Below are 22,981 nucleotides of genomic sequence, written 5' to 3' on the forward strand. Positions count from 1 at the left end.
ATGTTAACCTATTAATTAACGAATTAATTAAATAGTACGCTTGATTTCGACAGTTTCAAAGACTTCAATAGTATCACCAACACGAACATCGTTGTAGTTACGAACCCCAATACCACATTCCATACCATTACGAACCTCGTTAACGTCATCTTTGAAACGACGTAATGATTCAAGTTCGCCTTCATAGATAACCACGTTATCACGTAATACACGAATTGGATTATGACGTTTAACTACACCTTCAGTTACCATACAACCAGCGATTGCACCAAATTTAGGTGATTTAAATACATCACGTACTTCGGCAAGGCCAATAATTTCTTGCTTGTATTCTGGAGCAAGCATACCGCTCATGGCTTGTTTAACTTCATCAATTAGGTCATAAATAACTGAATAGTAACGTAGATCTAAGTTTTCAGCTTCAACAACTTTACGTGCAGAAGCATCAGCACGAACGTTAAACCCTAAAATAATTGCGTTAGATGCTGCTGCAAGTGATGCATCAGTTTCTGTAATACCACCTACACCAGAACCAATGATTTTAACTTTAACTTCATCTGTTGAGAGTTTAAGTAATGAATCACAAATCGCTTCAACCGAACCTTGTACATCAGCCTTAAGGACGATATTAAGTTCAGATACGTCACCTTCCGTCATATTAGTAAACATGTTTTCAAGTTTTGCTTTCTGTTGACGGGCAAGTTTAACATCACGGAATTTACCTTGACGATATAAAGCAACTTCACGAGCTTTCTTTTCATCTCGAACAACAGTGGCTTCATCACCTGCTGACGGTACGCCAGAAAGACCTAAAATTTCTACAGGAATTGAAGGGCCGGCTTCAGTAACTTCTTTTCCTAATTCGTTACGCATAGCACGAATACGACCATATTCAAATCCACACAGTACGATATCGCCTTTACGTAAGGTACCTGATTGCACAAGTACAGTCGCAACAGAACCACGTCCTTTATCAAGGAAGGATTCGATAACCACCCCACTAGCCATTCCTGATTCATAAGCAGTAAGTTCAAGGACTTCCGCTTGTAATAAAATTGCTTCAAGTAGTTGGTCAATCCCGGTGCCCGCTTTTGCTGAAACATGAACAAACTGAGTATCACCGCCCCAATCTTCTGACATTACGCCATATTGGGCGAGTTCACCTTTAACACGTTCTGGATCGGCTTCTGGTTTATCAATTTTGTTGACCGCAACAACAATTGGCACATTTGCTGCTTTCGCATGTTGAATCGCTTCGATGGTTTGTGGCATCACCCCATCATCAGCAGCAACAACTAAGACCACGATATCGGTGGCTTTAGCACCACGAGCACGCATTGAGGTAAACGCGGCATGCCCCGGAGTATCTAAGAAAGTGATTTCACCGCTTGCAGTTTTAACGTGGTAAGCACCGATGTGCTGAGTAATACCACCCGCTTCACCTGACGCCACTTTTGCTTTACGAATATAGTCTAGTAATGAGGTTTTACCATGGTCAACGTGTCCCATGATAGTCACAACAGGTGCACGAGATACTTTTTCCGCACCGGTATCACGGTCACTCATTAATGATTCTTCAAGTTCGTTTTCACGACGAAGTACCACTTTGTGTCCCATTTCTTCAGCAACAAGTTGCGCAGTTTCTTGATCGATAACCTGATTTATGGTTGCCATTGCCCCCATTTTCATCATAGTTTTAATCACTTCTGAACCTTTTACTGCCATTTTATTAGCTAGTTCAGCAACTGTGATGGTTTCACCAATAACCACATCTCGGTTAACAGCCTGAACCGGTTTGTTAAAGCCTTGTTGTAAAGTACTTTTGCCTTTTTTCTTGTGGTTACCACGAGTTACAGCTCGAGCTTCTTCACGCTCTGCTTTACCTTCTGATAACTTGCTCGATTTCTTCTGTTTAGTTTGTTTGTTACCACGTCCACGACCACGACCACCTTCAACTTCACGATCGGTATCATCTTCAGCTGCACGAGCATATTTAGAAGTAGTGACGTGATAATCGTCATCGTCACTATTATCTGTCTCCTCGCTATCGTTATATTGTTCAGCAAGTTTACGCGCTTCTTCTGCCATACGTTTGGCATCTTCTTCAAGTTTACGGCGGTTTTCTTCTTCTGCTTTACGTTTGATTTCGTTAGCTTCAGCTTCTAAACGAGCTTTTTCTTCTTGTGCTTTTTTAACTTTTGGATCAGCATTTTGTTCTTGAGCAACTTTAGCCTTTTGTTCTTGATTGCGTTTTTTAGCTTCGACTTCTTCGCGTTTCTTTTGTTCTTCGGCTGCTAATTTTGCTTTCTCTTCGGCCTCTTTACGTGCTTTTAATTCAGCTTCTTCTTTCGATTTTTGTTCCGCTTTAAGACGTGCTTTTTCTAATTCAGCAGGATCTTGTTTAACGATAGTGCGTTTTTTACGAACTTCGACTTTGATTTCTTTACTTTTACCACCACCGCTAGACACATTTAGTGTTGAATGTGTTTTACGTTGCAAAGTTAATTTTGTTGGGCCTTGCTGAGGTTTTAAATGCGCAAGCAAAGCTTCTTTTTCCTTTTGGGTAACAGTATCTGAAGCGGTTTTTTTCATCCCGGCGTCAGCAAACTGTTGCAAAAGTGTTTGCACTGGTGTCTTTATTTCTTTAGCCAGTGTTTCGATTGATACTTTGGTCATGTATTACTTTCCCTCAATTATTCATTTGCAAACCAACAAATATTACGGGCAGCCATAATAAAATCGCCAGCTTGTTTGCTTGTTAAACCTTCAATATCCGCAAGATCATCTGTACCTTGTTCAGCTAAATCTTCTAAAGTAACTATATCTTGTTGTGCTAATTGATAGGCCAATTCTTGTGTCATACCTGGTAGATCCAATAGATCTTGTGCAGGCCGTTTATCACCACTATGAGCGAGTGCGATAGTTGTTAATGCATCTTTTGCTCGATTTCTTAATGCATCTACCAGTTCTTCGTCAAGTTCTTCAATTTGAAGTAACTCATCAACTGGCACATAAGCAAGCTCTTCTAATGAAGTAAAACCTTCTTCAACTAAAAGCTGGGCAAGATCTTCTTCAATATCTAAATGTTTCATTAAATTATTAATGGCTGCAAAAGATTCTGCTTGATGTTTTTCTTGTAAATCTTCAGTACTCATTACGTTTAACGTCCAACCAGTAAGTTGTGATGCTAAACGGATATTTTGGCCATTACGACCAATAGCTTGTGGTAAAGTATCAGCATTAACGGCAACATCCATAGTGTGTTTGTCTTCATCAACTACAATAGATACTACATCGGCTGGCGCCATCGCATTAATAACGTATTGGGCTGGATTATCATCCCATAAAACAATATCAATACGTTCGCCACCAAATTCATTCGAAACCGCTTGCACGCGAGCGCCACGCATACCAACACAGGCACCAACTGGATCAATACGACGGTCATTACTGCTAACGGCAATTTTAGCACGTGAACCGGGATCCCGAGCAACACCTTTGATGTCGATCATCTCTTCACCGATTTCTGGCACTTCAATACGGAATAGTTCTTCCATCATTTCAGGATTGGAACGGCTAACACAAAGTTGCGCTGGTTTATTATCTTGTTCAACAAGATATAAAATGCCGCGAACACGGTCACCAATACGAAAGTTTTCACGTGGTAACATATCATGGCGAGACATCATCGCATCAGCGTTATTGCCTAAATCAAGGATAACACTATCACGATTAGTCTTTTTAACAATACCTGTTACGATATCACCGATTCGGTTTCTAAACATGTCAATAACCATAGCTCGCTCAGCTTCGCGAACTTTTTGTACAATAACTTGTTTAGCCGTTTGCGTCGTAATACGGTCGAATGCGACTGACTCAATTTGTTCTTCAACATAATCACCTATTTTTACATCTGAATCTTCAAATTGTGCTGCTTCAAGTGTAATTTCTTTAGTAGGTTGAGTCACTTCATTAACTACTAACCAACGGCGAAATGTATCATAATTACCCGTTTTGTGGTCAATTTTTACAACAACATCAATATCAACATTATGTTTCTTTTTAGTGGCCGTCGCTAACGCGGTTTCCAGCGCTTCAAAAATTTTATCACGCGTCAGTGCCTTTTCATTTGATACCGCTTCTACAACAGCTAAAATTTCTTTATTCATCCTTTTACACCCGTACTCTATTTAAGGTTAAAATTAGGTACAATGTTTGCCTTTTGGATATTGCTAAAAGCAAACACTTCATCACTTCCATCGACAATTAAAGTAACCATTTCATTATCGATGGATTTAATCTGTCCTTTCCACTTGCGGCGATTAGCAACCGGAATACGCAAACTGATTGTGACTTCTTCACCAACAAAACGTTGATAATGTTCAAGCGTAAACAAAGGTCGATCCATACCTGGTGAGGAAACCTCAAGATTATAAGCATCTTTGATAGGGTCTTCTACATCAAGTACCGCACTAATTTGTCGACTAACATCAGCACAGTCATCAACGGTAATACCATTTTCACTATCAATATATACGCGTAAAACGGGATAACGACCACGAATATATTCAATACCAACTAGCTCAAAACCAAGCGCATTAACTGGTCCTTGAATGATATCGGTCAATTGCTGTTCTAAATTAGCCAAACAAACCTCCACTGCAGAAAATAAAAAAGGGCATAAAGCCCAACATTCCTTTTAAACTCACGTTTGAATCATAACGCATAAAAAAACCCCGACAAGCGAGGCTACATTTAAAATTTAATATAATGAAGCCACTTGATTCGAACTTTCAGACAATAATAGGATAGATTAATGTATGAATGAAAATTTAAGTGGTTGCGGGGGCTGGATTTGAACCAACGACCTTCGGGTTATGAGCCCGACGAGCTACCAAGCTGCTCCACCCCGCGATAGATGGCTGAAGATTATACTATGTTTTGTAAAATATGCAACCCAAAATCATACTAGAATTATCAAAATCGTTTAAAGTCATTGAAAACTAAGCAGCTATGATTTTTTGTCGCAACTAATTACAATTAATCTCAAGTTAAGGTTAATATAAGTACAATTATTGTTTTTTCAAGTAATAAATTCCGCTGAATAATCAGCGGATAGTTTTGCTATTATTATTTTTGCGTTGCAGCTTTCATCGTTTTAACGAAACTAGCTAGTTCGCTCAACATTTTTGCTGGATTATTAAGGTTATTTTCAATAATTTTGACCGTTGCCGATCCTGCAATTGCGCCAGCAGCACCAGCTTTAATTGCTTCACTCACTTGGGTTGGTTCTGAAATACCAAATCCTTGAATCGTAGGGGGGGCTTTAAACTCCGTCAATTTTTCAAGTAAATGAGTTAACGGTTTATTTGCACGATTTTCAGTACCAGTTACACCAGCTCGTGAGACTAAATAAGTATAACCTTTACCATGCTTAGCAATATTTTTTATCACCTCATCATCAGCATTAGGTGGACAGATAAATATCGGTGCTATGCCATGTTTTTCTGCAGCACCAGTAAACTCTTGTGCATATTCAACTGGTAAATCGGCAACTAATACAGAATCAACACCAGCTTTGGCGCATTTAGCATAAAAGTTGTCAATACCATTTTTAAAAACTAAATTGGCATAGATTAATAATCCGATAGGAATATCTGGATTGCTAGCTCGAATGTTAGTTAAAATTTCGAAACATTTTTCAACGGTTATACCACCATTAAAAGCACGGATATTAGCATTTTGAATTGTTGGTCCATCCGCCATTGGGTCAGAAAAAGGAATGCCTAATTCTAATGCATCAGCCCCTGCATCAATCATGGTTTGAATAATTTGACTTGAAAGTTGTGGATTTGGATCACCAACTGGAACAAAAGGAACAAATGCACCACGTTTTTCGACTGTTAAACGATTAAACAGTTTTTGATAACGACTCATTCTATTTCTCCTTTTGCTTTTAATACATCATAAACCGTAAAGATATCTTTATCACCACGACCAGATAAATTAACAATTAATAATTGTTCTTTGTTTGGGTTTTCTTTAATCATTTTCAGTGCATAAGCTAATGCATGCGATGACTCTAATGCAGGAATAATACCTTCACTACGAGATAATGCTTTGAAGGCTTCAAGCGCTTCATCATCAGTGGCAGAGACATATTCTGCTCGACCAATACTATCTAAATATGCATGTTGTGGTCCTACTGCTGGAAAATCAAGGCCAGCAGAAATCGAATAAGACTCTTCAATTTGCCCTTCATCCGTTTGCATCATTGGTGTTTTCATACCAAAGTAGATACCAAGTTTACCATGTTTTAGCGATGCACCATGTTCACCACTTTCAATACCATGTCCACCGGGCTCTACACCAATTAATCTAACTGATTTATCATCAATAAAATTAGCAAACATACCAATTGCGTTTGAACCACCACCAACACAGGCGATGACTGCGTCAGGCAAACGACCTTCTTTTTCCATAATTTGCTGTTTTGCTTCACGACTAATCATTTGTTGAAATTCACGCACAATGGTCGGGAATGGATGTGGGCCAGCAGCGGTACCTAACATATAGTGTGCGGTTTCATAACTACCAGACCAATCACGTAATGCTTCATTACAAGCATCTTTTAATGTGGCAGAACCCGTTTCAACTGGAATGACGGTAGCCCCCATTAATCGCATTCTAAATACATTTGGAGCTTGGCGTTGAACATCTTTTGCACCCATGTAAATTCGGCATTTTAAACCTAATAATGCGCAAGCTAATGCTGAAGCGACACCATGCTGACCTGCACCAGTTTCGGCAATAATCTCTGTTTTACCCATTTTTTTAGCTAGTAATGCTTGGCCTAGGACTTGGTTAGTTTTATGGGCACCACCATGGACTAAATCTTCTCGTTTTAAATAAAGTTTTGTTTTGGTACCTACAGTAAGATTTTTACATAATGTTAATGCGGTTGGTCGACCTGCATAGTTCACCAAAAGGTCATTAAATTCTTTTTGAAAACTTGCATCGTGTATCGCCGATATAAAGGCATCCTCAAGTTGTTCTAGCACTGGCATTAATATTTGTGGTACATATTGACCACCAAACTCGCCAAAATAAGGATTTAATTTAGACATAACCATTCCTTCAATATAATTAGTTAAATTTGTTCAAATACTGCTGTAATTTTTTGTTTATCTTTAATTCCGGCCGATACTTCAACACCTGAGTTAAGGTCAACGCCAATAACATCGGTAGCGAGTGCTTCACTTACATTTTGTGAATTAATACCACCAGCCAAAATGACATTACTTAAATCTTTACCCTGTAATAATGACCAATCAAAACTTTTACCCGTTCCTCCAGCACCATTGTCAAATATATAACGAGAGACTAATGGATTATCATGGTTCGGAATACTATCACTAATACTTAATGCTTTCCAAATTTGACAAGTTGTTGGTAATTGTTGGCGGAGTGTTTGAATATAATTATCATCTTCATGACCATGTAATTGTACTGCGTAAAGTGATAATTGTTGCGCTATTTGGCAAACTTCGTCTATATCACTATTTTTAAAAACACCGACCCAATTTAATGGTGTTGCCGCAATAACACTACGAGCCTTAGTTGGTGTAATATATCTTGGTGAATTAGAGACAAAAATTAATCCGCCATAAATCGCACCAGCTTGATAGACAGTTATCGCGTCCTGCGCTCTGGTTAAACCACAGACTTTATTTTCACCTAGGATCACCTTACGAATAGCTAGATTTAAATTTGACTCAGACATTAACGCGCTACCAATTAAAAAACCGTTAGCATAATGGCTAAGATCTTTAACTTGATTATGAGTGTAAATACCCGATTCACTGATAATAATTCGATCATCGGGAATAGATTTAGATAATGTTTTTACTCGATTTAAATCTACTGACAGATCACGAAGATTACGATTATTAATACCAATAACTTTTGCGCCAAGATTAATGGCTCGTTCAACTTCTTGTTCCGTACTTGCTTCAGTTAAAACTCCCATTTTAAGTTGATGAGCAATTTGGCTAAGATGGCGATACTCATCATCATTTACCACTGATAACATTAACAAAATAGCATCCGCTTGATAATATCGAGCTAAGTAAATTTGATATTCATCGATAATAAAATCTTTGCAAAGTACTGGTTGTGTGACTTCATTACGCACCATAGGCAAAAATTCAAAGCTACCTTGAAAATATTTTTCATCAGTTAAAACTGAAATCGCTGAAGCATAATCTTTATAAACTTTAGCAATAGTTGCCGGATCAAAATCATCACGAATTAAGCCTTTAGATGGTGACGCTTTTTTACATTCTAAGATAAATACCGTTTTCGGTTGATTTAATGTTTGATAAAAATCACGATCACTCGCTATTACTTTACTTTTAAAGTTAGTTAGTGGTTTTTTAGTTTGCTGTTCGGCAAGCCATAACTGTTTATCTTCAATGATTTTTTTTAATACTGTTGCCATTTCAACATTTTCGGTTAATGCTGCAATTGCCATGTTATTCTCCACTTATTATCTTGCTGCTAACTTTTGTAATAGCTCATAAGCCTTGCCACTATGCATCAATTCAATTGCACGTTGTGCATTTTGTTTTAAGTCTGGTTCACCAAACAAGCTAATTAACATAGCTACATTTGCAGCAATAGCCGCTTCATGAGCTGGTTTACCATGTCCTTGTAAAATAGCTAACAACAAATCACGATTCATTTCCGGTGTACCACCTTCAATATCTTTTAAAGTATATTGTTGTAAACCAAAATCTTGTGGTGTAAGGGTGAAATAGCGAATTTCGCCGTTTTTTACTTCAGCAACTTGGGTTTCGCCATGAATAGCCACTTCATCCATACCTGCACCGTGTACAACATAAGCATGGGTATAGTTCAACATTTTTAATGTTTCTGCAATCGGTTTTATCAAATCAGGATGATAAACACCGAGTAAAATACGTTTTGGTCGTGATGGATTTATCAACGGACCTAGCACATTAAAAATTGTTCGTGTTTTTAATTGTTGACGAACTGGCGCAGCATGACGGAAACCTGAATGATATTGTTGAGCAAATAAGAAACATACCCCTAATTCATCAAGCGCTTTACGTGAGGCTTCCGCTGACATGTTTAATTTAATACCTAAAGCAGATAGTACATCGGAAGATCCTGATTTACTTGATACCCCTCGGTTACCATGTTTAGCGACTTTATACCCTAAGGCAGCAGTAACAAAAGCACTAGCTGTTGATATATTAATACTATTAGTGCCATCACCACCTGTACCAACAATATCGGTAAAATCATAATCAGGAGCTTCAAAAGCATCAGCATTTTCAAGTAAGGCTTGCGCAGCACCAGCAATTTCATCCGGTTTTTCACCTCGTACTTTCATACTTATAATCGCAGTTGCCAAAACTGTTGGTTCAATCTTACCTTGAATAATTAAGTTAAATAGTATTTTGCTTTCTTCTTGTGACAATACTTGTCCTAAGTACAATTTATTTAAAATTGGTTGAATATTGTATTCTTGCTTATCGACAATTGCCTCTTGTCTTGCCTGTGGTTGTTTTTGGACTGGATTAAGTGCCCATTCAATGGTTTGCTCTAATAATTTTACCCCTTGAATGGTTAAAATCGATTCAGGATGAAATTGAAAACCACAAACTCGATCCTCATCATTACGTACTGCCATAACAATGTTATTACACATGGCATTAATCGTTAATGTTTTCGGTATATTTTCACCTTTTAAAGAGTGATAACGAGCCACCGGTAATGGATTTGGTAAGCCTTTAAACATAGCTTGACCATCATGTTCAATTAATGAGGCTTTACCATGCAAAATATCACCAGCTGGTACAATCATACCACCATAAGATTCGACAATCGCTTGATGGCCTAAGCAGATACCAATAATCGGTAATTCCCCTTTTAAACGTTTTAGTAATTCAGGCATTGAACCAGCTTCGCTTGGCGTACCTGGTCCTGGCGATAACATTAAGATAGGATTTTGCATATGTGATAATTTTTCGATAATCACATCCGCCGGAATAGTATTACGGTAAATCGTCACGTTATGTTGATTATGACGTAACTGATCAACTAAGTTATAAGTAAACGAATCAACATTATCAATAAATAAGATATTAGCCATTAAAATACACCTTCTACATTATGTGCTGCCATAATCGCGCGAACAACAGCACGAGCTTTGTTACGTGATTCGTCCGATTCTGATTGAGGTTCTGAGTCTAAAACCACCCCACCACCAGCTTGCACCGTGGCAATGCCATCTTCAACATAAGCACTACGGATAACAATACAGGTATCCAAATCACCACTAGCGGTTAAATACCCCACTGCTCCACCATAACTGCCACGTTTTATTTTTTCTGATTCAGCAATTAACTGCATTGCTCTTACTTTAGGTGCGCCGGTTAATGTTCCCATATTCATTGTTGCTTGATAAGCATGCAGAGCATCAAGATCAGTCCGCAACTGGCCAACTATTCTTGAAACAAGGTGCATAACACACGAATAACGGTCAACTTTTAATAACTCTTTAGTATAACGAGTGCCCGGTTGGCAAATACGAGCTAAATCATTACGGGCTAAATCAACCAGCATTAAGTGTTCTGCCAACTCTTTTTTATCAGTGCGCATTTCAAGTTCTAGTCGGCTATCCAAATCATAATCAATCTCACCACTTGCGGTTAAACCACGTGGTCGAGTACCGGCAATAGGGTAAATTTCAACTTGATTATTGGTCTTGTTATATTTAAGGGCACTTTCCGGTGATGCACCAAATAGAACAAAATCGCTATCTTGCATATAAAACATATATGGACTTGGATTGGTATTTTTTAACACCTGATAAGCAGATAATGGTTCAGGGCATGGTAATGAAAAACGTCTTGAAGGAACGGCTTGAAAAATTTCACCTTGTTGGATAGCATCCTGCATTTTTTTAACTATGGTATTGAAATCATCATCACTCTTATTACATGAAACATTTATTTCTGCTAAAGATTGAGTCTTAATCGCTTTCATCGGTTGATTAAGTTTACTTTGCAACTCAGTTAAGCGTTGATTCAAACGTTTTGTCTCATCAGGACAAGAAGTAAATGCCGTTGCTTTTAATAATGAAACACGGTCTTTATGATTAATTTCCAGTAATGTTTCAGCTAAATAAAAGCGAAAGTCTTGGCAACGTTGTTCGGTTGGTAACAGAGGTAAATCCTCAAAGCCAGCAACAAGATCATAAGCAAATAAACCACCGACAAATACTGCATCAGAACTCGCTTGTTGTGGGATATTAACGATGTTTAATAATGTTCTTAGTGCATCAAAAATTGATAATGACTTTAAACGAGAATCTTCATCTTGCAAATTATCAATAGCCGGAAAAACTAGCTGAAGATTATGTTCATCTAATTGTGTTTTAGCAACGTTATCAGGAAAAGCTTGTAGCAATAAAGGCAATAATTTTTTTCCGTTACTGGTTAAAGCTTGAAAAGTGACTTGGTTATTGAGTGCAGAAATAGTCAAAGCACTATCAACTATCATTACACTTTTAATACCTTGCTTATTATCAATTTCAGCTGATTCCAGTAACAATGTTGCCGGTTTGTTATCACAAAGTTGATAAAATACCTGAGTCGGATCCTGATAATAACCAATGGTTTTAATTATCTGTGTTAATGTAGGCTTATTCATTGTTGACTCTCTTTTATAAAATTATTTTTATCTTTGCAAAACTAAAATACCCGCACTGAGCGGGTATTATGAAAAAAGGACATCATCACATCACCCGCAGAAGGTGATGCGCCACCAACCTAAAATTGTAGTTTGTTTACAATGCATTAATGTGGATTGCTGATTTATCATTATTGTATCTGCTAAAAAAGATTTTGTACTATTAAACTAGTTCATTGATGTGTTGTCAAGCGAATATTTTATGTACATTTAAATTAAGTTTATCAGCTACCAATCAGAAAATTTTTTATCAAAAGAATTAAAACTAGCCAAACAAGATATTAGTCTTTAAAATGAACGACTCCGATAAATAATTGATAAAAATTAGAGATTTTGATCTATGCCTATATTTTATATTTTTATAGCAGTAATCGTTTTACTTGCTTTAGTTACTGTTTTTAAAACCATCACTATTGTTCCGCAAGGATACCAATATACTATCGAGCGTTTCGGTAAATACACTCATACCTTAGAACCGGGCTTAAATATTATTATTCCTTTTATGGATGGTGTGGGCCGTAAAATTAATATGATGGAACAAGTGCTTGATATCCCATCTCAAGAAGTTATTTCTAAAGATAATGCAAATGTACAAATTGACGCAGTTTGCTTTATACAAGTACAAGAAGCAGCAAGAGCAGCTTACCAAGTTAACCAACTTGAGCGTGCTGTTATTAATCTGATGATGACAAATATCCGTACAGTACTTGGTAGTATGGAACTAGATGAGATGTTATCACAACGTGACCATATTAACTCCAAACTACTTAGTATTGTCGATGATGCAACTAGCCCATGGGGAATAAAAATTACTCGTATTGAAATTCGTGACGTTCGACCACCGGCAGAACTAATTGCAGCCATGAATGCACAAATGAAAGCTGAACGTAATAAACGTGCGGAAATCCTTGAAGCGGAAGGTATCCGTCAAGCAGCTATTTTACGTTCTGAAGGTGAAAAACAGTCAGAAATTTTAAAAGCTGAAGGTGAAAAACAAGCAGCATTTTTACAAGCTGAAGCACGTGAACGTGCGGCCGAAGCAGAAGCTAAAGCAACACAAATGGTTTCGGATGCTATTGCAGCAGGTAATATTAATGCTATCAACTACTTTGTTGCGCAAAAATATACTGAAGCGTTACAACAAATCGGTGCTTCAGATAACAGTAAAGTTGTTATGATGCCGCTTGATGCTTCAAGTCTAATGGGTAGCATTGGTGGTATTGCCGAATTAATCAAAAATACTAAATAGACTAAATTTAGCAAAATCATATCCCTAACTGATAATAAATTGGTTTGAGAGATGATTGGAAATATAATTTAATTAATAATAGGTAACAACCAATGACAGATTTTTTAATGGTTATTTATGATTCTCCTCACTGGGTATTTTTTGCTTTAGGCGGTATTTTGCTGATAGCTGAATTGTTAGGAACTGGCGGATATGCACTTTGGAGTGGAATGGCAGCCATTATTGTTGGCTTGATTGCTTGGATTTTACCACTGTCTTGGCCTGTTTTATGGATTTTGTTTGCTATTTTTACGTTAATATCAGCTTATCTTTGGTGGGCTTGGTTAAAAAAACGCGATAATAACAAATCAAGTAAAGTTGAAATTAATCAACCACAACAAGAATTAATTGGCATTAGAACAATCGTTACCGATGCCATTACTAATGGTTCAGGTCGAGTAAAAATCAAAGACGGCACATGGTCAGCAAAATGTAATCAAGATCTAGAAGTAGGTCATCCTGTTGAGGTTGTTGCAGTTGAGGGCATAATACTGAAAGTAAAAGCACTCAATAAATAAATTAATAATTAAATACGAGTCAATGACTCGTATTTTTTTGTTTATCATAAAAAATAATCAATCAGATAAACCGATTATTAAATATCTTCTATAGTAAAAATTCATGGTAATTATCATAATAAGATAATTACTGTTAATCCAGCTTCAATATAAAATTTAAAGTGCTTAAGTACTTATAACAGTAATTATCATTTTTACTAAAAACTAGTGTAAAAATAAGCCAATAAGAATGCTAACACTAATTCGATTATTTAGGATCAATACCAATAACTTTCCAATTATTATTTGATTCATCGGTAATCTTACCTTTCTTCACATCGGTAATATATTTAATGGTCATATTACGAATGGTACCTTCTTCATCACCTAATGCAGTGCGAGAATTCCAAATTGGCTCGACTCGGCGCCCTTCTAATGGACCACCTTTTTTCACCAGCATTTCATAACGATAAGCATTCATACCTAGTTTGAGTTTCATATCATCAGTAATAACTTTACCATTTAAAAGTGTTAGATTTTTAATTCGATTTCCTACTGGTTCACTTAAATCAATAATATATTTAACGCCACCAAACATATCATAAGTCATATATTTAGATGCGCCTCGCACTGAATCATATTGATAATTTTTATCCGTTGGTTGTACTTGAGCAAAATATGCCGCAGACCATTCCATATAATCTTTAAGATCCTTCCCTGTAACTTCAAAAATAGAGGTTTCACCAGCAGTATATTGATAATTGTTAGCAATATCTTTGCGAGCGATTGGCCCCTTATTTAATATCGCTTTTTTATTATCGACTAAAACCGCAGTCACATCCGCACCGCTATAATAAATTTGTACAGAATTAAGTAAATTAGTTAAACCACTTTCTTGCAAGTAAACCGCTGGTATACCATGTATTATCTCTTGTGGTACAAGATCTTTATCTGTTTCACCAATAACTTGATTAGAAATTTCTCTTAATTGTTGATGATAAGGTGAATAAATTTTTTCGATTTCAGAATCAGCTGGATAAGTTTTTACTGGTAATGTTTGCGATTTTTTTGCTTTTAAGGTTTTTTTATTGCCATCAATATCAAATTTAAGATCAACCACCGATACTACTGTTCCATAGCGATGAGGTTCAGTAATAACCACATTATTAATGACTTTTTCACTAATATTTTGATGATTATGTCCAGCAATAATTATGTCAATTTCAGGCAATTGATTAGCAACATCGGCAACACCTGTACCAGGTTTATTGTTTTCATTATCTAATCCCATATGTGTAACTAAAACAATAGCATCAACTGATTGTTGTTTGAGATTAGCAATTTGTTTTTTTATTTCCGGTATTGGCATGGTAAATTCCATTTGATTTACATAGCCAGTTTTATTCTCGTATTCTGGAACAAAAGGGGTAGTTGCACCAATAAAGCCAATTTTAATACCTTCTTTCTCAATAATGGTTGTGGCGGGTAAATAAGGTTTACCGGAATCTTTATAATAAATATTAGCAGCTAAAGATTGGCCTTTAAATTCAGAAATGACTTTATCGACTATCGGCATACCAAAATTAAATTCATGATTGCCAAGTACCATAATGTCATAATGCATGGCATTTAATGCCGCAATAGCCGGATGATTTTGCACATTATGAAATCGTTCAATCTGATTATCTTGAATAATATCACCAGCATCAACCACAATGACATTTTCATGTAATGAACGGTACTCCTTTAAAAACGAAGATATCTGCGCATAAGAGCCTGAAGAGTCTGCTTTGTCAGTACCATAATCCCATGGTAACATTCGCCCATGCACATCTGACGTTGCTAAAATAGAAACATCAACTTCTTTTGCATTAACCTGAAATACACAACCTAATATGAATAAACTGCTTAACAAAGCATGTTTTTTGCTTACCAACATCCTTATCTCCTATCACTATTATGTAAATTTAACATCCTAATTAATTTAAATCATTTTTATAAAAACAGTATATTATTCTAAATTATTATTTTTTCAATTAAAGCGTTTTTATAAAAAACAAGATGCTTAATCAGTGATAAAAAATGCCTAACGATAGTGGCTATTGTTAGGCAAAATAAGGTGTACGAAAGTTATTTCCATAAACAGACAGAATGTTACTTTAATTTAACATTCTGTTTACTGTTAATTAATGTGACATCGTAGTTTTAACACCACCTTCAGGAATAGGCACATAAGCGGTTTCTTTATCAGTTCTTTGTTTATTATTACGCACTTTAAGTGCAGTTTTAATACCAAAGAAGATAATGCTATACACAACCACTAAGAACAAGATACTTAAACCTGCGTTAGTGTAGTTATTAATGACAATATGATGCATATTATCAATTTGTTGTGCAGTTAATTCATTGCCTTCAGCAATACGACGATTATACTCATTAGCTAAATAGAAGAATCCTTCTAAATTAGGATCATTACTAAATAGTTTAAGTGCCAATGCCCAAGTAGTACAAATCAATAACCAAACGGCAGGAATAATAGTCACCCAAACAAATTGAGCTCGTTTCATTTTAATTAATACAACTGTAGCTAATACTAATGCTACGGCTGCTAACATTTGGTTTGAAATACCAAATAATGGCCATAAGCTCTTAACACCGCCTAATGGATCAACCACACCTTGGTAAAGTAGATATCCCCATAAACCAACACATCCTAAAGTACCAATAAAGCCAGCAATAAGTGAATCGGTTTTTTTCAAGAATGGTACAAAGTTACCTAATAAGTCTTGCAACATGAAACGTCCAGAACGAGTTCCTGCATCAAGCGCTGTTAGAATAAATAGTGCTTCAAACAAGATACCAAAGTGATACCAGAAGCCCATATTTGCGCCTGGAAGAATTTGATGGAACACATGTGCAATACCTACGGCTAAAGTTGGTGCACCACCGGCACGATTTAATACTGATGGTTCGCCAATATCTTTGGCTGTTTGTAAAATTTGCTCAGGTGAAATCACAAATCCCCACGAACTAACTGTAGCCGCAGCGTGTGCTGTCACATCTTGTAGTTGAGACATTATCATCGCGGCATCGCCAGTACCTAATTTATGTAAATCAGGCATAGTTATTCCTAGCGCAGCTGGTGGAGTATTCATAGCAAAATATAAACCTGGCTCAATAATTGATGCAGCCACTAAAGCCATAATAGCCACGAAAGACTCCATTAACATAGCACCATAGCCGATAAAACGTGCATCTGTTTCATTAGCAAGTAATTTTGGTGTTGTACCTGATGAAATTAAGGCATGGAAACCAGAAACAGCACCACAAGCAATAGTAATAAATAAGAATGGGAATAAAGAACCTTTCCAAACAGGGCCTGTGCCATCAACATATTTAGTTACATCTGGCATTTTTAAATCAGGATTTAAAATAACAATACCAATAGCTAAACCAACGATTACACCAATTTTTAAGAAAGTGGCGAGATAATCACGTGGTGCTAAAATTAACCATACAGGCAACATCGCTGAAACTAATGCATAACCAACTAAAGTAAAAGTAATCGTGGTTGCTTTGAAAGTTAATGCAGGCCCCCAATATGGATCATGTGCAATTACACCACCAAACCAGATAGATAAGATGAGTAATACAATACCAATTATTGAAACTTCTAAAACACGGCCTGGTCTGAGGTATCGCATATAAATACCCATAAATAGGGCAATTGGCACTGTAGAACAAACAGTAAATACACCCCACGGGCTTTCGGCTAATGCTTTAACAACAATCAATGCTAATACAGCTAAAATAATTAACATAATTAAGAAACAACCAAATAAGGCAATTGTCCCTGGAATTGGCCCCATTTCTTCTTTTATCATTTCACCTAAAGATGAACCATTACGGCGTGATGATAAAAATAGCACCATAAAGTCTTGTACTGCACCAGCAAATACCACACCAGCCAATAGCCATAAAGTGCCAGGTAAATAACCTACTTGTGCGGCAAGTACTGGCCCAACAAGAGGCCCTGCTCCAGCTATTGCTGCAAAATGGTGTCCAAACAAGACATATTTATTGGTTGGAACATAATTTAAACCATCATTGTTGATAACAGCCGGTGTTGCTCGTGTTGGATCTAACTGCATTACTTTATTGGCGATATACAAACTATAATATCGGTAAGCAACTAAATAGACAGACACCGCAGCGGCAATAATCCACAATGCGCTAATGTGTTCACCTCGGCGTAGTGCTATGACAGCTAAACAGCATGCACCAACGATAGCCAAAATGACCCAAGGTATATGCTTAAATATTTTATTATTCATAATAATTCTCTTTATCGCTTTCAAATTAATATCATCTTTCTATCTTTTTAACTTTGTTATTCAGTAACAAAGATTGATGAAATTGATTGATATTAACTGCAAATTGTTTTTGAATTTGGTCATTTCTAATCATGAGATAAAGCTTACTTTATACTCAAGGGTATAGTAATTTTTTAGTTAATTTAATTATATATGAAATTTTGTTATAGGTTGAAACTACTATATGAGTGGTTAAAAATGGTTGGTAAACGGTATCGATAAGAAAGTATCCTATAAAATAGTTATAACCCTAATATCTCTTTAAGCGATTTTAAATATCGACGACTCACAGGAACAGCTACATCATTATTTAAAATGATATCAACACTACCTGCTTCATTAAAACGGATCTCTTTTAACTTTTTTAAATTGACTAAATATTGTCGATGACAACGAATTAATGAAGTTTTATCTTCTAAGGTTTTTAGCGTAAGCTCAGTGAAATATTCATTATTGTTTTGATTAAACACATAAATACCACTAACTTTAGATGAAATATAAAAAACATCATCATTAGATAGCAAATAGATTCGATTATGGCCAATACAAGGTATATATTTTAACTGTTGATCAATACCTGATAATTGATTTATATCAGCTACAGGACATTTTTTATGCAAACGGCTTAATGTTTTATTTAGCCGATCTTGTTCAATAGGTTTTAATAGATAATCAAAAGCTTGTTCTTCAAAAGCTTTTACAGCAAACTCGCTATAAGCAGTTAAAAAAACAATATGAGGCATAGTTTGTGGATCAAGCATTGATAACATTTCAAGACCATTTATTTTTGGCATTTGAATATCAAGAAAAACGACATCAGGTGCTAATCGATGAATTTCACGTATAGCATCCATGGCATTATTACATTCTGCGACAATATTAATTTGGCTATCGTTTTCTAGCAAACAACGTAAATTTTCGCGAGCAAGTAATTCATCATCAACAATAATCACATTTAACATTAAACTACGACATCCTCTAGCAAAGGCAAAGATAACATTACATTTGTATATTCATCAGGTTTACAGATTATCTTTATACCATAGTTTTCGCCATAACGGATCTTAATTCGTTTATCCACTAAATTAAGACCAAGTCCTTTATTATCTTTTTTATTTTCTCGATAATTACCTGCATTATCAATAACCTCTAAAATTAAAGTCTGGTCATTTGCATAGGCTCTAATCCTTACTTCTCCTTGACTAATTAATTGTGATGTACCATGTTTAATGGCATTTTCAACAATTGGTTGTAATGAAAATGCTGGTAATTGCGCATATTCGAGTTGTTCAGGAATATCAAAATTTATACTTAATTGCTCCATAAAACGCATTTTTTCGATCTGTAGGTAAGCATTTACATGCTCTATTTCATCTTTTAACGTTACTATTTCATCAGTACGTTTTAAGTTTTTACGGAAAAAAGTTGATAAGTTTTGCACTAATTGCGATGCTTGTTCTTTATCACGCCTAATAATAGCCAGTAAAGTATTTAAGGCATTAAATAAGAAGTGAGGATTTACTTGGGCATGTAATAGTTTAATCTCAGTTTTAGACAATAACTGTTTGTAGTACTCATTTTGCCCGGCCAATATTTGCGCAGATAATAAGCTGGCAATACCTTCACCTAAAGTTCTATTTATTGAGCTAAATAATGTATTTTTAGCTTCATAAAGTTTAATAGTACCAACTACATTATTATTTTCACCACGAAGAGGAATAACCAAAGTTGCACCTAAACGACAATTTTTATTGATTGAACATTGATAAGGTTGATGTGTACCGTCAAGATATTTAACATCATTTTGCTCAATCGCTTCTAAAGTAACATTTGAAGTAATTTTCGTACCTGGTAAGTGATGATCGTCACCAACCCCAATAAAAGCAAGAATTTTTTCCCGATCGGTTATTGATACAGCACCGATATCTAATTCTTGATAAATAATTTCTGCTACTTTGGTACTATTTTCTTGATTGAAACCTTCACGCAATAGACCTTCAGTACTCACTGCGATTTTAAGAGCTTTGGCCGAAAAAGCCGATGTATAGCGTTCAAAAATCGCCCGTCTATCTAGTAAAATTCGCATAAACATTGCCGCTCCAATACTATTGGCCACAATCATTGGTGCAGCAATGCTTCGCACTGCATGTAAAACAACATCAAAAGGTCTCGATATTAATAGTACTTGAATCATTTCTAACGATTCAACCAGAACACCTAATACCCCAACTAAAAAGGGATTATAAACTAAATCAATTCGGCCTTTTTTCATTAGAGTATAATGAAGTAGTCCACTAATTAAACCAGTCAAGATAGTCGATAACATACAACTTTCAGCCGTAATACCACCTAATGTATAACGATGAATACCGCCAGTTAAACCAACTAAAAGCCCTACTACCGGACCACCAAGCAACCCGCCTAAAATCGCTCCAATAGCACGAGTATTGGCAATAGTATCTTCAATATGTAAACCAAAATAGCTACCCATAATGCAAAATAATGAAAAAATAAAATAACAGACTAATTTATGAGGTAAATGGATGGTGACTTGCATTAAAGGAATGACAATCGGGGTTTTACTCAACAAATAAGCTATAACCAAATATACGCACATCTGTTGTAAAAGCTGTAGTACAAGATCAAACTCAAACATAACAATAACCACGGCACAAAACCGCCGACCGAAGTCGACGGAGAATGCTAACTTTAATTATCAAGTAAAGTAAATGTTTGCTTATCTTTAGTTGTAGAATCAGCGCCTACAAACACATTAAATTTACCAGGTTCTGCAACATATTGCATTTTATCATTCCAGAATTTTAACATGTCATATTTGATAACAAATTTCACTTGACCTTTTTCATGAGGTTTAAGAGCTATAGATTCAAAACCAATTAACTCTTTTACCGGTCGACTTACTGATGCTGTCACATCTTGCAAATAGAACTGCACCACTTGTGAACCTTCTCTTTCACCAATATTTTCTACGTTAGCAATAACTTCAATTTCCCCATTTGGGGACATTTCAGTTTTTGATAATGAAAAGTCAATAGCAAAATCAGTATAACTTAAGCCAAAACCAAATGGAAATAAAGGCTCATTAGGACTATCAAAGTAAGATGTTGTGTATTTACCCATATTAACCGTACCATGAGGTCTACCAGTTTTTAAATGGCTATAATAAACAGGAATTTGACCTACATTATCTGGAAAAGACATAGGTAATTTGGCTGATGGATTATAGTCTCCAAACAGCACATCGGCCACAGCATTTCCCCCTTCAGTACCCAAAAACCAAGTTTCAAGCATAGCATCAGCTTGCTGATATTCTTCTTTGACTGTAAGTGGACGGCCATTCATCAGTGCAATAATCAACGGTTTGCCTGTAGCTTTTAATGCTTTAATTAAACGTTTTTGGCTAGCTTGCAAATTAAGATCGGTTCGACTTGATGATTCATGCGCCATTCCTTCAGCTTCACCAACAAAAACTACAACAACATCCGATTTTTTAGCTTGAGAAACCGCTTCTACAACCATTTTATCAGCAGGTCGTTTATCAAATTTACTGATCTCTTCATATAAATTTAAAAATTTATAAAGTTCAGGATCATCCGAGATATTAGCCCCCCAAGAGTAACTAACTAATTTGGGATTAGCAACTGCATTTTTGATCCCCTCTAACGGAGTTACCGCTAAATTAGCTCGGCCTGCACCCGACCAACTACCTAAAATATCACGTTTTGAATCAGCTAATGGTCCTATCACAGCAATTTTTTTATTTTTACTTAATGGCAGAATATTATTTTCATTTTTTAACAATACAATACTACGACGTGCAACATCTCTTGCTTCTGCACGATGGAGACGATCGTTCGCAAACATGGTTTCAATATCAAAATTAGGATCTAAATTTCGATGCGGATTTTTAAACAACCCCATATCATATTTAAGCTCTAATACATGACGACAAGCTTGATTAATCAGATCTTCTGAGATTGCACCTTCATCAACCAATTCTGGTAAAAACTGTAAAAAGTATTCATCATTCATACTTACATCAATACCAGCTTTGATAGCAATACGCACCGCATCTTTAGCATCCTTTGCAACGCCGTGATTAATTAATTCACGGATAGCTCCATGGTCACTAACAACTACTCCATCAAAGTGCCATTGGTTGCGTAATACATCAGTTAATAACCAATGATTAGCTGTGGCAGGAATACCATTTACACTAACAAGGGCAACCATAACCGCTCGGCTACCCGCATCTACTGCGGCTTTATATGGTAACAAATATTCTTGGAACATTTTTCGTTCACTCATATCAGTGCTGTTATATTCACGCCCAGCTTCAACCGCCCCATAAAGCGCAAAGTGTTTGACCGTTGTCACTAATGATTTTTTATCTTCAAGAGACTGTTTTTGCATTTTTTCAACAAAAATACGTCCTGCTTCTGACGCTAAATAAGGATCTTCACCAAACCCTTCCGATACTCGGCCCCATCTTGGATCACGAGTAATATCGACCATTGGTGCCCAAGTCACATTAAGACCATCTGAAGTTGCTTCATCAGCTGAAACCTCAGCTACTTTAGCGAAGGCATTACGATCCCAAGTTGCAGCTATACCTAAATTAATTGGAAATACTGTACGATGCCCATGGACGATATCAAAACCAAAATAAATCGGAATTTTGTTTGGTGATTTTAAAGCTCTCTCTTGCATTCTGGAAAGGTCGGGTTCAACAACAGTATTAAAAATGCCACCAATTTCACCCGCTTCAATTTGATCAAGTACTTTGTCTAAGGTTAGCTCACCACCAACACTGATTAACCGCAATTGCCCTACTTTTTCTTTAATTGTCATTTTTGACATTAAATCATCAATAAAGGCTTTTTTTTCTTCATTATTGGAATTTTGTGCGGATAAAGAGAATGAAAAAATAAAAAAAACAAAAAATAAAATCAATTTTTTCATAATAATAAGTATTTTTATATTTAAGAGGATAGACAAGTGGATAGCATAACGTATTTAAC

General features: G+C 36.1%; 15 protein-coding genes and 1 tRNA gene. 2 read left to right on the plus strand and 14 right to left on the minus strand.

What is annotated here, in order from left to right; translation table 11 throughout:
- Positions 1-27: 27 nt before the first annotated feature.
- The 9 genes from infB to B6C99_RS10335 all read right to left on the minus strand — a co-directional run bounded on the left by infB (position 28) and on the right by B6C99_RS10335 (position 11,742).
- Complete coding sequence (infB, locus tag B6C99_RS10295; protein WP_086359742.1) at positions 28-2,676, minus strand: translation initiation factor IF-2; 2,649 nt, start codon at positions 2,674-2,676, stop codon at positions 28-30.
- A gap of 17 nt (positions 2,677-2,693) precedes the next feature.
- Complete coding sequence (nusA, locus tag B6C99_RS10300) at positions 2,694-4,169, minus strand: transcription termination factor NusA (RefSeq protein WP_086359743.1); 1,476 nt, start codon at positions 4,167-4,169, stop codon at positions 2,694-2,696.
- 17 nt (positions 4,170-4,186) lie between these two features.
- Positions 4,187-4,648, minus strand: a complete 462-nt coding sequence (gene rimP / locus B6C99_RS10305) for a ribosome maturation factor RimP (protein ID WP_086359744.1) — start codon at positions 4,646-4,648, stop codon at positions 4,187-4,189.
- Positions 4,649-4,837: 189 nt separating this feature from the next.
- Positions 4,838-4,914 (minus strand) — tRNA-Met (locus tag B6C99_RS10310).
- A 216-nt stretch (positions 4,915-5,130) separates the two neighbouring features.
- Entirely contained in the window at positions 5,131-5,937 is an 807-nt protein-coding gene (trpA, locus tag B6C99_RS10315; protein WP_086359745.1) for a tryptophan synthase subunit alpha, read from the minus strand.
- Positions 5,934-7,127 carry a tryptophan synthase subunit beta gene (gene trpB / locus B6C99_RS10320; protein ID WP_086359746.1) on the minus strand — a complete coding sequence of 398 codons (1,194 nt, stop codon included), beginning with the start codon at positions 7,125-7,127 and terminating at the stop codon, positions 5,934-5,936. Before trpB ends, trpA begins: the two co-directional genes overlap by 4 nt.
- A 23-nt stretch (positions 7,128-7,150) precedes the next feature.
- Positions 7,151-8,533, minus strand: a complete 1,383-nt coding sequence (trpCF, locus tag B6C99_RS10325) for a bifunctional indole-3-glycerol-phosphate synthase TrpC/phosphoribosylanthranilate isomerase TrpF (protein ID WP_086359747.1) — start codon at positions 8,531-8,533, stop codon at positions 7,151-7,153.
- Between the two features lie 15 nt (positions 8,534-8,548).
- Complete coding sequence (gene trpD, locus B6C99_RS10330) at positions 8,549-10,180, minus strand: bifunctional anthranilate synthase glutamate amidotransferase component TrpG/anthranilate phosphoribosyltransferase TrpD (RefSeq protein ID WP_086359748.1); 1,632 nt, start codon at positions 10,178-10,180, stop codon at positions 8,549-8,551.
- Positions 10,180-11,742 (minus strand): anthranilate synthase component 1, encoded by a 1,563-nt coding sequence (locus B6C99_RS10335; RefSeq protein WP_086359749.1) that lies wholly within the window; start codon positions 11,740-11,742, stop codon positions 10,180-10,182. Before B6C99_RS10335 ends, trpD begins: the two co-directional genes overlap by 1 nt.
- A gap of 379 nt (positions 11,743-12,121) precedes the next feature.
- On the opposite strand from B6C99_RS10335, the gene B6C99_RS10340 reads away from it, so the two are divergent.
- Together B6C99_RS10340 and B6C99_RS10345 are read left to right on the plus strand one after the other, a co-directional pair.
- The gene (locus B6C99_RS10340; RefSeq protein ID WP_086359750.1) at positions 12,122-13,030 is read left to right on the plus strand and encodes an SPFH domain-containing protein; all 909 of its coding nucleotides are present in this window, start codon (positions 12,122-12,124) and stop codon (positions 13,028-13,030) included.
- 92 nt (positions 13,031-13,122) lie between these two features.
- Positions 13,123-13,587: an NfeD family protein gene (locus B6C99_RS10345; protein ID WP_086359751.1), complete on the plus strand. Its 465-nt coding sequence runs from the start codon at positions 13,123-13,125 to the stop codon at positions 13,585-13,587.
- Positions 13,588-13,834: 247 nt separating this feature from the next.
- Here B6C99_RS10345 and B6C99_RS10350 read toward each other — a convergent pair whose 3' ends face one another.
- From B6C99_RS10350 to bglX, 5 genes are all read right to left on the minus strand, one after another.
- Positions 13,835-15,505, minus strand: coding sequence for a bifunctional UDP-sugar hydrolase/5'-nucleotidase (locus B6C99_RS10350; RefSeq protein WP_086359752.1), 1,671 nt, complete (start codon positions 15,503-15,505; stop codon positions 13,835-13,837).
- 247 nt (positions 15,506-15,752) lie between these two features.
- Positions 15,753-17,903: a carbon starvation CstA family protein gene (locus B6C99_RS10355; RefSeq protein ID WP_086359754.1), complete on the minus strand. Its 2,151-nt coding sequence runs from the start codon at positions 17,901-17,903 to the stop codon at positions 15,753-15,755.
- A gap of 278 nt (positions 17,904-18,181) precedes the next feature.
- Positions 18,182-18,901: a two-component system response regulator BtsR gene (gene btsR / locus B6C99_RS10360; protein WP_065614083.1), complete on the minus strand. Its 720-nt coding sequence runs from the start codon at positions 18,899-18,901 to the stop codon at positions 18,182-18,184.
- Complete coding sequence (locus tag B6C99_RS10365) at positions 18,901-20,595, minus strand: sensor histidine kinase (protein WP_086359753.1); 1,695 nt, start codon at positions 20,593-20,595, stop codon at positions 18,901-18,903. Before B6C99_RS10365 ends, btsR begins: the two co-directional genes overlap by 1 nt.
- Before the next feature lie 53 nt (positions 20,596-20,648).
- Positions 20,649-22,922, minus strand: a complete 2,274-nt coding sequence (gene bglX, locus B6C99_RS10370; protein WP_086359755.1) for a beta-glucosidase BglX — start codon at positions 22,920-22,922, stop codon at positions 20,649-20,651.
- Positions 22,923-22,981: the final 59 nt, after the last annotated feature.

Source organism: Gilliamella sp. N-G2 (genome assembly GCF_002142215.1).
Classification (GTDB): Bacteria; Pseudomonadota; Gammaproteobacteria; order Enterobacterales; family Orbaceae; genus Gilliamella.